Annotated in this window: 11 protein-coding genes and 2 pseudogenes; 10 read left to right on the top strand and 3 right to left on the bottom strand. The window is 57.0% G+C overall.

What is annotated here, in order from left to right; all coding sequences use genetic code 11:
- Nucleotides 1-20 precede the first annotated feature (20 nt).
- The 3 genes from N7E01_RS19220 to uraH are packed head-to-tail and all read right to left on the bottom strand — an operon-like array spanning nt 21 to nt 1,692.
- Nucleotides 21-254 (bottom strand): hypothetical protein, encoded by a 234-nt coding sequence (locus N7E01_RS19220; RefSeq protein ID WP_434089546.1) that lies wholly within the window; start codon nt 252-254, stop codon nt 21-23.
- On the bottom strand, nt 251-1,297 hold the full coding sequence (locus tag N7E01_RS00970) for a urate hydroxylase PuuD (RefSeq protein ID WP_434089545.1): 1,047 nt from the start codon (nt 1,295-1,297) through the stop codon (nt 251-253). The genes N7E01_RS19220 and N7E01_RS00970 overlap by 4 nt, the downstream gene beginning before the upstream one ends.
- A gap of 41 nt (nt 1,298-1,338) precedes the next feature.
- A complete protein-coding gene (uraH, locus tag N7E01_RS00965) occupies nt 1,339-1,692 on the bottom strand; it encodes a hydroxyisourate hydrolase (RefSeq protein WP_289174140.1) in 354 nt (117 codons plus the stop codon).
- 106 nt (nt 1,693-1,798) lie between these two features.
- On the opposite strand from uraH, the gene N7E01_RS00960 reads away from it, so the two are divergent.
- From N7E01_RS00960 to alaS, 10 genes and pseudogenes are all read left to right on the top strand, one after another.
- Nucleotides 1,799-2,143: a GntR family transcriptional regulator gene (locus tag N7E01_RS00960; protein ID WP_289174138.1), complete on the top strand. Its 345-nt coding sequence runs from the start codon at nt 1,799-1,801 to the stop codon at nt 2,141-2,143.
- Nucleotides 2,107-2,553, top strand: coding sequence for a GntR family transcriptional regulator (locus N7E01_RS00955; protein WP_350495056.1), 447 nt, complete (start codon nt 2,107-2,109; stop codon nt 2,551-2,553). The genes N7E01_RS00960 and N7E01_RS00955 overlap by 37 nt, the downstream gene beginning before the upstream one ends.
- Nucleotides 2,554-2,565: 12 nt before the next feature.
- Nucleotides 2,566-3,504: an allantoinase PuuE gene (puuE, locus tag N7E01_RS00950; protein WP_289174136.1), complete on the top strand. Its 939-nt coding sequence runs from the start codon at nt 2,566-2,568 to the stop codon at nt 3,502-3,504.
- Between the two features lie 116 nt (nt 3,505-3,620).
- The gene (gene uraD / locus N7E01_RS00945) at nt 3,621-4,142 is read left to right on the top strand and encodes a 2-oxo-4-hydroxy-4-carboxy-5-ureidoimidazoline decarboxylase (RefSeq protein ID WP_289174134.1); all 522 of its coding nucleotides are present in this window, start codon (nt 3,621-3,623) and stop codon (nt 4,140-4,142) included.
- 118 nt (nt 4,143-4,260) lie between these two features.
- Complete coding sequence (gene alc / locus N7E01_RS00940; protein WP_289174132.1) at nt 4,261-5,298, top strand: allantoicase; 1,038 nt, start codon at nt 4,261-4,263, stop codon at nt 5,296-5,298.
- 12 nt (nt 5,299-5,310) lie between these two features.
- Nucleotides 5,311-5,828, top strand: a pseudogene (locus tag N7E01_RS00935) (ureidoglycolate lyase).
- A 126-nt stretch (nt 5,829-5,954) separates the two neighbouring features.
- Complete coding sequence (gene xdhA, locus N7E01_RS00930) at nt 5,955-7,340, top strand: xanthine dehydrogenase small subunit (protein ID WP_350495055.1); 1,386 nt, start codon at nt 5,955-5,957, stop codon at nt 7,338-7,340.
- A gap of 14 nt (nt 7,341-7,354) precedes the next feature.
- A complete protein-coding gene (gene xdhB, locus N7E01_RS00925) occupies nt 7,355-9,697 on the top strand; it encodes a xanthine dehydrogenase molybdopterin binding subunit (protein ID WP_289174130.1) in 2,343 nt (780 codons plus the stop codon).
- A complete protein-coding gene (gene xdhC / locus N7E01_RS00920; protein ID WP_289174128.1) occupies nt 9,690-10,643 on the top strand; it encodes a xanthine dehydrogenase accessory protein XdhC in 954 nt (317 codons plus the stop codon). The genes xdhB and xdhC overlap by 8 nt, the downstream gene beginning before the upstream one ends.
- A 63-nt stretch (nt 10,644-10,706) precedes the next feature.
- Nucleotides 10,707-13,330 (top strand): annotated as a pseudogene (gene alaS, locus N7E01_RS00915) (alanine--tRNA ligase).
- Nucleotides 13,331-13,338 lie beyond the last annotated feature (8 nt).

Here is a 13,338-nt window from a genome sequence, read left to right as displayed (position 1 = left end):
CCAGTGTTGTTGGCCAGAGGTCAGGGTGTCCAGATGGCAATGAACTCGCGTTCCTCGTCAGTCATCTTGGTGACATTGCCAAGCGGCATGTATTTGTTTGCCGTCACCTGTTTGATCAGGGCCGGGTTAGCCAGGATGTCGGCGGGTGTTTCCAGCGCGATGCCAGCCGGTGCAGAGGCAAACCCGGGGTAGGTGGGTTTTGCCGCGTGGCACTGAATGCAGCGATCGTTCATGATTTGCTGCACCCTGGTCATGGCATTACCTGGGGCAGGGTCATCCCTGCGGTTGCCTCAGCCCCGTTCCCGGTGTTTGTGGTTGCAGTCTGTGTGTTTGTTGTTGTATTCGCGGCAGTCGCGTCGGACTTTGGTTTGACCGACGGCGCCGCCAGTACGGCAATCACAACCAGCAACACTATACCGGCGATCGGGTAGCCAATCTTGTTCTGCCCCATATGCATCAGCACAAAATATTGACGGATCAGTGCCCCCGAGAAAATGAACAGGCTCATGATGATCCAGGCATACTCGCTGGTGTACGTAAACGAATAGTGGTTACTGAGCATCAGGAACACAACGGGCAGGGTGAAGTAGGTGTTGTGCACCGAGCGTTGCTTGCCCCGTTTACCGTCAATCGGGTTGGGAGCCTCGCCTTTTTTCATGGCGTTGACCATACGGCGCTGTCCCGGAATGATCCAGAAAAACACGTTGGCCGACATGGCCGTGGCCATGACCGCGCCTGTAATCAGGAAGGCGGCACGCCCCTGGAAAATCTGCACGCTGAGCCAGGCGACAAGAACCATCATGAGGGCTACAGCGATACTCAGCACGCCATCGCGTTCCATGTTCGGACTGATGCGTCGGCACATTTGGTCGTAGACGACCCAGCCGCCCAGCAGAAACACCAGGGCCACCGCGTTCAATTGCCAACCGCTCAGGTCGCGGACCCATTGCCACGGGCTACCCGGGTTGGCCAGGAAGAACGTGGGGTTTGACATATACATGATCGCAAACAGCGCAAACCCGCTAAGCCATGTCGTGTACGACTTCCAGAACGACCAGTGCAGGTCTTTGGGCAGTTCGGCGGGTGCCGTCTGATATTTCTGGTTGTGATAAAAGCCCCCCGTGTACAGCCCACATCTCGCCCAGAACCCCTTTTTGCGCGTGCTTTCGGCTTGCGGTGGGCGCAAGCTGTTGTCCAGCATGACAAAGTAAATTGACTCGCCTATCCAGGCGATGGCAGCGATGACATGCAGCCATCGCAACAACAGGTTTCCGAATTCGACGAGGTAGGCTTCCATGTGCTGTTGTCCGTAGTGGGTTCAGGGGAGGGCAAGTACCCTCAGCTGCCGCGATAGGTTGAATAAGTCCAGGGTGTCACCACCAGAGGGACGTGATAGTTTTCGTCAGGGTTGGCAATGCCGAAGCGCACGATGACCTGGTCGACAAAGCGGGGTTCGGGCACGTTCACCCCTTGGGCAGCAAAGTAATCACCGGCGAAAAACACCAGTTCGTACGTGCCAGCCTGAATTTCGTCGGGCCCGAGCAGAGGTCCATCACAACGCCCGTCGTCATTGGTATGTACGGTTTTTACAGGCTGGCGCCGGTCATCCTGGATACGGTAAAGCGCGATGCGTACACCGCTGGCGGGGCGACCGTGCATGGTGTCAAGCACGTGGGTGGACAGCTTTCCCATGGGTTCTCCTGATTGTTAACAATTTATGTTGACGATTTTGTTTTAACCCCCAATAATTGTCAATCAGTGATTTCATACAGTTTGCCGGTTTTCCCTGGGTGATGCCATGTTGTATCTCGATCAACGTTCCGATTCCTATCCTGAAAGTACAGCGCCAAGCGCCTCATCGCTGCTGGGGTCGTCGGGTCATGTTTCCGAAGTCGATCGTGTCTACGCAGAAATTTTCGATGCCGTCATGGATCGCCGCCTGTTGCCGGGGGCCAAACTCACCGAATCAACGCTATGTGAAATTTTCAACTGTTCGCGTGCAACGGTGCGTTCAGCGCTGGCCCAGTTGGGGCACGACAAAATCGTGGTGCTTGAGCCCAATCGGGGGCCTATGTCTGGAAGCCAGGGCCAGAAGAAACCCGCGATATCTTTGAAGCCCGGCGCACGCTTGAATGTGTCCTGATCGACAAGCTGCTGCAGTTTCCCGACCTTGAACAGCGTCTGCAGCCTTTGCGCGACATGGTGCGCCAGGAACGCGAGGCGTTCGAACGTGGCGATCGCATCAGTTGGCTGCGCTTGTCTAACGCTTTTCACGTCAAAATGGCCCGGCTGGTTGAAAACCATGTTCTGACGGAATTCATGCACGCTCTGTGTTGCCGCACTACGCTCATCATTGCGTTTCGCGACACCCCCAGTTCAAGCACCTGCTCGTACATTGAGCATGACCAGATTCTTGATCTGATCCTGGCCGGTGATCGCGAAGGTGCCATGGCGGCCATGTGCCATCACCTTGAAGATTGTGAAGATCGCGTTGGCCACCACTCGACGCCGGTACGTCCCGATCCTTGGTCCGCATTCAGTGTCAAACGTTAATCAGGAGTCCTCATGCGTCAAAATTATCCTCGCGATCTTGTGGGTTACGGGCGTCAGCTACCCCAGGTGGTGTGGCCCGGGCGAGCGCGGGTGGCGGTTCAGTTTGTCCTGAATTACGAAGAGGGTGGCGAGAACTGTGTGTTGCATGGCGATACGGCGTCCGAGCAGTTTTTGTCGGAAATCATTGGGGCGGCTGCTTATCCCGAGCGCCATATGTCAATGGAATCCATTTACGAATACGGTTCGCGGGCCGGGGTGTGGCGCATTTTGCGCGAGTTTGAACGACGCGGCCTGCCCTTGACCGTTTTCGGCGTGGGGATGGCCCTTGAGCGTCATCCCGAAGTCGCGCAGGCGTTTGTCGAGCTGGGGCATGAAATTGCCTGCCATGGCTACCGCTGGATTCATTATCAGTCAGCCCCCGAGTCGCTTGAGCGCGAGCATATGGCGCGTTGCGTTGAGGTCATTCAGGCCCTTACGGGTGAACACCCTCTGGGCTGGTACACCGGTCGCGACAGCCCCAATACACGCAAGCTGGTCGTCGAAGAAGGTGGTTTTTTATACGATTCCGATTACTACGGCGATGACCTGCCTTTCTGGATGCCGGTCGAGCTAGAGAGTGGCCGGTCACATCCGCATCTGGTTGTCCCGTACACCCTTGATACCAACGACATGCGGTTCGCGACAGCCCAGGGTTTCAACACCGGTGAACAGTTCTTCACCTATCTTAAAGATGCGTTCGATGTGCTTTACGCCGAAGGCGAAACACAGCCCAAAATGTTGTCGATAGGCTTGCATTGCCGGTTGATCGGGCGGCCCGGCCGCTTTGCATCCTTGCAGCGCTTTCTCGACTATATCCAGAGCCATCAGAACGTCTGGATCTGTCGCCGGGTTGATATCGCGCGCCACTGGATCGAGCACCACCCTTCCACGATCGGCAATGGGCGGCGATAGTGAAACTTCCTCAACGTCGAGGCAATCTAAACGAAATCAACGACACCTTGATGACTAACGCCACCATTTATCAGCGGCGCTTAAACGATTAACGCAATCATTTACCCGAGGCAGGAATGACCATAAAACTTTCTCTTGCTCAACTGAATACCTTGCCTTCTGATGATTTTGTTCGGGCGTTGGGCGGTATTTTTGAACACTCGGCATGGGTTGCCGAGCGTGCTGCCATACATCGTCCGTTTGCCCGGCTCGACGACCTGCATGCCGAGATGGTCCGGCAAATTCAGGATGCAGGGCCGGAAGCGCACATGAAGCTGATCTGCGCCCACCCCGAACTGGCCGGCAAAGCTGCGGTGCGTGGCGAACTGACTGCCGAGTCCAGTTCAGAGCAAGCAGGTGCCGGGCTTGACCAGTGTTCGCCCGAAGAGTTTGCCCGGCTGAATCAGCTCAACCAGGCCTACCGCGAGAAATTCGGCTTTCCGTTCATTCTGGCGGTCAAGGGGTATGACCGTGCCGGCATCATTGACCAGTTCGAGCGTCGTCTCGGTTTGTCGCCTGATGAAGAAATACGTGAAAGCCTTCAGCAAATTTATCGCATCGGGCGCTTTCGTCTGGAAGCCTTGATCGGGGCTGACTAAAACGGGTTTGCTTGTCATGTTGGCACGGTCGACTTAACGGAAACCTTACGTAAACGTGTCAGTTTGTTTTTGTCTTTTTCTTGTTTTTAACCGTTTTTATTTGTCAGGAGCCCCTGCAATGGCCGCGTCAAATTTGCCCACAGGCACCGTCATCAATGCCCCCGGCGTTGAGTTTCCAGAGTTTGCCACCCGTTACGCCAACCTGGCGCTGGCTGATTTCGGTGCGAAGGTGGTGTCATCTTCGAACGAGTGGTTTGGCCCGGCCGAGCGCATGTTGCAGGCCGCCGAGCCGGTGTTCATCGTGGGCAAGTTTGACGACCACGGTAAATGGATGGATGGTTGGGAAACGCGTCGTCGTCGCGATGGTGGCTTCGACCACGCGGTGGTACGGCTGGGTGTTTCGGGTGTCATCAAGGGTATCGATATTGATACCAGTCATTTCACCGGAAACTTTCCGCCGGCGGCCTCGGTTCAGGCCTGTTACTGCGACGGCGATCCGGATGATCATACCGTCTGGACTGAAATCGTACCGTCCACCACCTTGTCCAGCAGCTCGCACCACTTTATCGAACTGAACGACGAGCGTCGCTGGACGCATTGCCGTTTGAACATTTACCCCGATGGCGGCGTGGCCCGGTTCCGGGTGTTCGGTCAACCGGCTACCGACTGGTCATCCAAAGATCCGGCACAGTTGCACGAGGTATCGGCGCTGGCTGCCGGTGGTCGCATTGTGGGGTATAACGACGCGCACTTTGGTGTACCGTTTCGCCTGATCATGCCAGGCCGTGGCGTCAATATGGGCGATGGTTGGGAAACACGCCGTCGTCGTGAGCCGGGCTACGACTGGTGTATCGTCGAACTGGCGCATGCCGTTCATGTCGAAAAGATCGAGGTCGACACCGCCCACTTCAAGGGGAATTACCCCGACCGGGTATCGATCCAGGCGGCCAACATCACGTATGGTACAGATCAGTCCATTATTACCCAGGCGATGTTCTGGCCGGTGCTGCTGCCCGAGCAAAAAGCCCAGCCCGATCACCAGCATTTTTACACGCTCGAACACCTGAATGATATTGGCCCTGTTACCCACGTCAAACTGAACATGCACCCGGATGGCGGTGTGAGCCGTTTGCGTGTTTGGGGCCGTCTGGCCTGATCCGGAGCCGACATGTCTGCGCTACTCAAACTCGAGCCCCTGACCAAAGCGGCATTTGCACCTTTTGGCGACGTCATTGCCACAGACGACAACAACTGGTTCCCCATCAACAACGGAACGACGCGTCGCTACCATAATCTGGGGCAGGTTCAGGTGCTGGGTGCTGATGGTCAGGCCGGTATCAGCCTGGCCACCGGGGGGCTTTTCAGTTTCCCCTTTCGATACGGATGCTTGAACGTCATCCGTTGGGCAGCCAGGCCTGGATCCCTGTGAACGACACCCCGTTTATCGTGGTAGTGGCACCGAACGGGGCCAATAATTGCCCTGATGAAAGCGGTATTCGCGCCTTTTATGCGGCAGGCCATCAGGGCGTCAATTACCACGCGGGTACCTGGCATCACCCTTTATTGACCCTGTCCGTACCGGGCAATTTCATCGTGGTTGATCGAATCGGCAGCACGCCAAATTGTGATGAGTGTGATTTAAGCCACCCCTTGCAGGTTGATGGCAGCTACCTGGCATCGGGCTAACCCTTGCAACAGGAGTCCGGTTGTCTGTAACGCGCCGGCCTGACGATCATAATAAACGGAGACAAAATCCATGCGACAAACCGTCAGTTTTTACCTTAACGGCCTTTTGCAAACGGTGACGCCTGCATCGCCAACGCAAACGGTTCTGCAGTATCTGCGCGAGCAGGCGGGCTTGCCGGGTACCAAAGAGGGTGTGCCGAGGGCGACTGCGGTGCCTGTACGGTCACTGAAGCCGCACTGGACCCGGATGGTCAGGTTGTGTTCCGGTCAATCAATGCCTGCATCCGTTTTCTGCCCACACTTGATGGGCGGGCCATCTGGACAGTAGAAGGTTTGTCCGCCGAAAACCAGGCCCTGCATCCGGTGCAGCAGGCCATGGTAGATCATCATGCCTCTCAGTGCGGCTTTTGTACGCCAGGTTTTGTCATGTCGTTGTACACCATGTACTGCAACGGCCAGCGGCGACCGGTGCGGGAAGAGGTGCTTGATAACCTGTCGGGTAATCTGTGCCGTTGTACCGGGTATCGGCCCATTATTGATGCCGCCATGGCGATGGGGCACTATCCTGACGAAAATGCTGATGTTGCACAGGTCAAGAAGCAACTGCATGCCTTGCAAGAAACCGCGTGTCACGAGCCGCTCGAGCTTGCCGTCAGCGGGCAGAAATTTCGTTCACCGATAACGGCAGATCATCTGGCCGAGCTGGTTCAGGCACATCCCGACGCCACTTTGCTTGCTGGAGGTACCGATATCGGCCTCATGGTCACCAAGCAGCTGCGTCATTTTGATGACCTTATTTATCTCGGCAATGTCGCAGAACTTGATGTGGTCAGTCGTGATGAAGACACCTTGACCATCGGTGCTTCGGTGCTGCTCAATAAGGGCTATCAGGCGCTGGTCTCAGAGTATCCCGAGGCCGAGTCTCTCTGGAAGCGGTTCGCCTCGATGCCGATCCGCAACTCCGGCACGCTGGTGGGCAACGTCGCCAATGGCTCTCCTATCGGCGACAGTGCGCCGTTACTCATTGCTCTGCAAACCCGGGTGGTGCTGCGCAAGGGGCAGGCCCGTCGTGAACTTCCTCTCGAGAACCTGTATCTCGATTATCGCAAGCAAGACCGTTCACCCGGTGAGTTTCTCGAATCCATCAAGATCCCGTTGCGCATGGCGGATCTGAAGGTTGGTACCTACAAACTGTCCAAGCGATTCGATCAGGATATTTCCGCAGTGTGCGGTGCCTATGCCGTCACTCTTGATGGCGACGTCGTGCAGTCGGTACGCATCGCCTATGGGGGCATGGCGGCGACCTCGCGCCGTGCACCGGCAGCCGAGCGCGCGTTGCTGGGCCAGCCCTTTGATGCGTCGTCGGTGACGGCAGCCATGGCTGCGCTGGCCATCGACTACCAGCCGCTGACTGATATGCGAGCCAGCAGCGATTATCGCCTGCAGGCGGCGCAAAACCTGCTTTATCGCTTTTATCTGGAAACTACCGGCGCAGCCCAAACGCGCGTTTAACAGTCAGGGGCCTTATGACTCAGCACAAACATCAAACCGTTGGCACCTCGGTCAAGCACGAAAGCGCACAATTGCATGTTACCGGGCGGGCGCAGTATACCGACGATATTCCTGAAGTCAGCGGCACCTTGCACGCTGCTTTCGGGCTGTCGCAGCGGGCGCATGCCCGCATCGTGTCGCTTGACCTGACCGCCGTGCGCGCGGCTGCGGGGGTGGTGGCCGTCATCACCATCGACGATGTCCCCGGCGAACGTTATGTCGGGCCCGTCATTGCCGACGAGCCTGTTTTTGCCGATGGCAAGGTCGAATACCTCGGGCAGCCGTTGTTTGCTGTGGCCGCTACCTCGCACGATCTGGCGCGGCGTGCGGCACGTCTGGCAAAAGTAGAGTACGAAGATTTTGAACCCGTACTCGATGTGAAAACAGCGGTTGAAAAACAGTCGTATGTGTTACCGCCGGTGCGCATATCGCGAGGTGATGTTCAAGCCGCACTTGACAGCGCATCGCATCGTCATCAGGGCAGTTTTTATTGCGGCGGACAAGAGCAGTTCTATCTCGAGGGTCAAATTGCCTATGCCCTGCCCGGCGAAAACGGTGAAATGCAGGTGTACTGCTCAACCCAGCACCCGTCCGAGATGCAGTTCATTATTGCTCACGCCTTGCACCAGCCGGCGCATACCGTGCGCGTGCAGTGCCGGCGTATGGGCGGTGGTTTTGGCGGCAAAGAAAGCCAATCGTGGCCGTTTGCCACGACAGCGGCCTTGTTGGCCCACCATACCCGTCGCCCTGTCAAATTGCGGGCCGACCGTGATGATGATTTCATGATCACCGGCAAGCGTCACGATTTTCGTGCCGAATATGATGTTGCCTATGACGACGACGGGTTGATCAAGGCCATTCGCTTCGTGCAACAGCTGCGCTGCGGCTATTCGGCCGATCTGTCCGGGGCGGTTGCCGATCGTCAGGTGTTTCATACCGACAATACCTACTACCTTGATACGTTTGACATCCAGTCGCTGCGCCTGAAGACCAACACTCAGTCCAATACGGCGTTTCGTGGTTTTGGTGGCCCGCAGGGTATTATGGCGATCGAGTATGTTATCGACGATATCGCCCGACGCCTGGGCAAAGATCCGCTTGATGTGCGGCAACGAAATTTCTACGGCACCACAGATCGCAATATCACGCCCTATCAAATGAAGGTCGAGGACAACGTCATCGAGCCTCTGGTCCGTCAGCTTGAAGAGACCGCCCGGTATCGACAGCGTCGCGAAGAAATCCGCCAGTTCAATGCCGCCAACCCTGTGCTGAAAAAGGGGTTGGCGTTGGTGCCGGTCAAGTTCGGTATTTCATTTACCGCAACTCACCTGAACCAGGCAGGGGCCTTGCTGCACATCTATACCGACGGGTCGGTACTGATCAATCATGGCGGCACCGAAATGGGGCAGGGTCTCAATACCAAAGTGGCCCAGGTGGTGGCTGAAGAGCTTGGTATCAGTATCGGTCATGTGCGGGTTTCTGCAACCGACACCTCTAAAGTATCGAACACCTCTGCCACGGCGGCCTCATCGGGTACGGATCTGAACGGCAAGGCAGCGCAAGATGCCGCGCGCAAGATCAAGGCGGTTCTGGTGGCCTATGCGGCTGACCATTTCGGTTGCGATGCCACCGAGGTTGTTTTCAGAAACAACGAAGTCCAGTGCGGCGAACGTATCACGGTGCCGTTTGCCAAGTTCGTTCAAGACGCCTACAACGCCCGCGTGCCGCTCTGGTCGTCCGGTTTTTACCGCACTCCCAAGATTCATTACGACTTCAAGACACTGACGGGTCGTCCGTTCTATTACTTTGTATATGGCGCCGCGTGTGCCGAGGTCGTTATTGACACCTTGACCGGTGAAAACCGGCTGCTGCGTGCCGATGTCCTTTATGACGCCGGCCGCTCCATCAATCCGGCGATTGACATCGGCCAGATAGAGGGTGGTTTCATTCAGGGGGCAGGCTGGTTGACGACAGAAGAGTTGTGGTGGAACAAAGACGGCCGTCTCATGACGCACGCGCCTTCAACCTACAAAATTCCGGCGGTTTCCGATTGCCCGCCTGAGTTCAATGTGGCCTTTTTTGACAATGGTAATGTGGAAAACAGCATTTATCAGTCCAAAGCCCTCGGTGAGCCACCGTTGCCTTTGGGCATGTCCGTGTTTTTTGCGATCCGTGACGCCATTCATGCCGCAGCGGGTCAGGCCGACCTCACCCCTGCACCATTAGATGCGCCCGCAACTGCCGAACGCGTGTTGCAAACCCTGAATCAGGTTGCGCCGGCGTTCGCACGTCCGCATACCGCGATGGCCCATGGCTGACATTGCGGGCTGGTCGGCATCGGCGTGTGCCTTGCTGCAGCAAGGCGAGCCCGTGGTCCTGGTGACGGTTGTTCAGTCGCGCGGGTCGGCCCCGCGCGACGGCGGCGCCAAGCTCTGGGTCAGCGCCCAACAGGTGTTTGGGACCATTGGTGGCGGCCATCTGGAATACAAAGCCATTGACCAGGCGCGTCAGATGATGCGGGCCGGCGGTGCCAGCCGACGTGATGTCCAGCGGTACGCGTTAGGGCCAAGCCTGGGGCAATGCTGTGGGGGCGTCGTCTGGCTGACTTATGAGGTATTGCATCCGGTCGATGCAACGTGGTGTCTGCAGGTGGCTGAACAATTGCGGCAGGGCCACGCCGTGTGCAGAGAAGTTGATTTTGCCAAGCCAGATGCGCCGGTTTTGCTCACGCCCACCCGTGCGGCTGCGGCCGACTTCAACACGGATCAGGCGTCTTGGGATGAATCAACCCGGTTTTTGCGTGACACGTTGGCACCTGCCGTCCTGACCATTGTGGTGTGTGGCGCCGGGCATGTGGGTCATGCCATCGTCACGATCCTGGCAACGCTGCCGGTTCGTGTCATCTGGCTGGACCCGCGCGACGACATCTGGCCGGTTACGGTGCCGCCCAATGTCCGTGTGCTGCAGGGTGATGAAACCGATGTGCCCGATTGCCCCGATAACGCGTGCTGGCTGGTGTTGACGCACAGCCATGCACTCGATCTGGCGCTGGTGCAGGCCATCATGGCCCAAAAGTCGTTTCGTTTTCTTGGCCTGATCGGTTCCCAAACCAAAAAAGCCCGTTTTGAGTCCCGTTTGCTGCAGCGGTTTGACCCGGCTCTGGTGCAGCGCCTGATCTGCCCGATCGGGCTGGTTCAAACCCGTAGCAAGCTGCCTGAAGTCATTGCCGTCTCGGTGGTGGCCCAATTGCTGTCGTTGACCTGAAAGATTTTTGCTGCCAGTGCCTCTATAATCACCGGTCATCTGTTTAATAGCGCTTTTCTGTCAATGAAAACCTCCGAAATCCGCCAGAAATTCATCTCGTTCTTTGAGTCAAAAGGTCACCAGCCGGTGCCGTCGTCACCACTCATTCCGGGTAACGATCCAACCTTGCTGTTCACCAATGCCGGCATGGTGCAATTCAAAGACGTTTTCACCGGAAAAGAGGTGCGCAACTATCACCGTGCGGTCAGTTCGCAGCGCTGCGTACGCGCCGGTGGCAAACACAACGACCTTGAAAATGTCGGCTACACCGCACGTCACCACACGTTCTTCGAAATGCTGGGCAACTTCAGCTTTGGTGATTATTTCAAGCGTGATGCCATTCATTACGCCTGGGAATTGTTGACCTCTGTTTATCAGTTGCCTGCTGACAAGTTGTGGGTCACGGTCTACCAGGAAGATGACGAGGCCTACAACATTTGGGCCAACGAAATCAAAGTGCCGGCCGAACGCATCGTGCGTATTGGCGATAACAAGGGCGCGCGCTATGCATCCGACAACTTCTGGCAAATGGCGGATACAGGCCCCTGCGGCCCCTGTTCGGAAATTTTCTATGATCATGGCCCGGACGTCTGGGGTGGCCCGCCCGGCTCGCCTGAAGAAGATGGTGACCGCTATATTGAAGTGTGGAACCTGGTGTTCATGCAGTTCGAGCGTGCCGCCGATGGCACCATGACGCCGTTGCCCAAGCCCTGCGTCGATACCGGCATGGGGCTTGAACGTATTGCAGCCGTCTTGCAACATGTTCATTCCAACTATGAAATTGACCTGTTCCAGGCCCTGATCAAAGCGGCCGCCCGTGAAACTGGCGTTACCGACCTGGGTAACAATTCGCTCAAGGTCATCGCCGACCACATTCGAGCCTGCAGCTTCCTTATCGTTGACGGGGTCATTCCCAGTAACGAAGGTCGTGGATATGTGTTGCGCCGCATCGTTCGCCGTGCGTTGCGCCACGGTCACAAGCTGGGTCAATCGGGTGTGTTCTTTCATCGTCTGGTGGGCGACCTGGTGCAGCAAATGGGCGATGCCTACCCTGAACTGGCCGTACAGAAAGAACGTGTCGAGCAGGTCTTGCGTCAAGAAGAAGAGCGTTTCAGCGAAACCCTTGAAAATGGCATGAAAATTCTTGATGCCGCACTGGCCGGTTTGCCGGCCGGGGGCGTCCTCGATGGCCAAACCTTGTTTACGTTGTATGACACCTACGGGTTCCCGGTCGATCTTACGGCCGACATCTGTCGCGAGCGCAAGGTCAATGTTGATTTGCCCGGTTTTGAATCCGCCATGCAGCGCCAGCGCGAGCAGGCCCGTGCCGCCGGCAAGTTCAAGGCCGCTGAAGGGCTCAGTTATTCCGGCGTTGAAACCCGTTTCGAAGGCTATGAGCATCTGCAGGCTGAAGGCCGTGTTACGGCGTTGTATGTTGATGGCAGCGCCGTCAACAGCGTTAATGCAGGTCAGGAAGCGGTTGTGGTGCTTGATGTCACCCCGTTTTACGCTGAATCAGGTGGTCAGGTTGGTGATGCCGGTGTCCTCACAACAGCAACTGCCTGCTTTGATGTTGCCGATACCCAGAAAATCCAGAGCCAGGTGTTTGGTCATCATGGCGTACTGAAGCAAGGTCAGTTGTCGGTGGGCGATACGGTAACTGCGCAGGTCGACACCGCGCGACGTGCACGTACTGTACGCAATCACTCGGCCACTCACTTGATGCACAAGGCTTTGCGTCAGGTACTGGGTTCGCACGTGCAGCAGCGCGGGTCGCTGGTCGATCCCGACAAAACCCGCTTCGACTTTGCGCACGACGCCGCTGTTACACCGCAAGAAATCATTGAAATCGAAAACATCGTCAACGCCGAAGTGCTGGCCAATGCCCAGGTGGCTGCAAAGCTTATGTCATACGATGACGCCGTGCAGGGTGGGGCGGTTGCATTGTTCGGTGAAAAGTACGGTGATGAAGTCCGTGTGCTTGATATCGGTTTCTCGCGCGAATTGTGTGGTGGTACCCATGTGGCGCGCACGGGCGACATTGGTTTGTTCAAGATCGTCTCAGAAGGCGGGGTTGCTGCCGGCGTTCGTCGCATTGAGGCCATTACGGGTGACAATGCGTTGGCCTGGGTCCAGCAAACCAGTGCCACAGTGCAGCAGGCTGCCGGTCAGCTCAAAACGCAGCCCGCTGAATTATTGTCGCGAATTGCGCTGGTACAGTCCCAGCTGAAGGCTGCAGAAGCCGAGGTCCAGCGCTTGCAGCAAAAACTGGCCGCTTCTGCCGGTAACGATCTGGTCAGCCAGGCGGTTGATGTCGGTGGCGGTGTCCGCTTGCTGGTGGGCCAGTTGCCGGGTGTTGATCCCAAAGCCTTGCGTGGCATGGTTGACGACCTGAAAGAGCGTCTCAAACCTGCGGTGGTCCTGCTGGCTACCGTCGCTGATGAAAAAATCAGTCTGGTAGCGGGTGTCACTGCAGAAACGACGGGCAAGGTAAAGGCGGGTGAACTGGTCGGTTTTGTTGCCGCCCAGGTCGGTGGCAAGGGCGGTGGACGCCCTGATATGGCCATGGGGGCGGTACTGACGCCGGTGCATTGGCAGGCGCGCTGGCCGGTGTTGAGGCCTGGGTACGCGAACGCACGCAGGCATAAGGTTTCGT

This window comes from Neopusillimonas aromaticivorans, from assembly GCF_030344915.1.
Lineage (GTDB): Bacteria > Pseudomonadota > Gammaproteobacteria > Burkholderiales > Burkholderiaceae_B > Neopusillimonas > Neopusillimonas aromaticivorans.
Note: the sequence above shows the minus strand (reverse complement) of the source record. Positions and strands in the feature narration are given on the sequence as shown.

Bases quoted from the DNA above. Each gene is read 5' to 3' on its own strand.
- N7E01_RS19220 (WP_434089546.1), bottom strand. From the start codon at position 254: ATGACCAGGGTGCAGCAAATCATGAACGATCGCTGCATTCAGTGCCAC.
- N7E01_RS00970 (WP_434089545.1), bottom strand. From the start codon at position 1,297: ATGGAAGCCTACCTCGTCGAATTCGGAAACCTGTTGTTGCGATGGCTG.
- uraH (WP_289174140.1), bottom strand. From the start codon at position 1,692: ATGGGAAAGCTGTCCACCCACGTGCTTGACACCATGCACGGTCGCCCC.
- N7E01_RS00960 (WP_289174138.1), top strand. From the start codon at position 1,799: ATGTTGTATCTCGATCAACGTTCCGATTCCTATCCTGAAAGTACAGCG.
- puuE (WP_289174136.1), top strand. From the start codon at position 2,566: ATGCGTCAAAATTATCCTCGCGATCTTGTGGGTTACGGGCGTCAGCTA.
- uraD (WP_289174134.1), top strand. From the start codon at position 3,621: ATGACCATAAAACTTTCTCTTGCTCAACTGAATACCTTGCCTTCTGAT.
- alc (WP_289174132.1), top strand. From the start codon at position 4,261: ATGGCCGCGTCAAATTTGCCCACAGGCACCGTCATCAATGCCCCCGGC.
- xdhB (WP_289174130.1), top strand. From the start codon at position 7,355: ATGACTCAGCACAAACATCAAACCGTTGGCACCTCGGTCAAGCACGAA.
- xdhC (WP_289174128.1), top strand. From the start codon at position 9,690: ATGGCTGACATTGCGGGCTGGTCGGCATCGGCGTGTGCCTTGCTGCAG.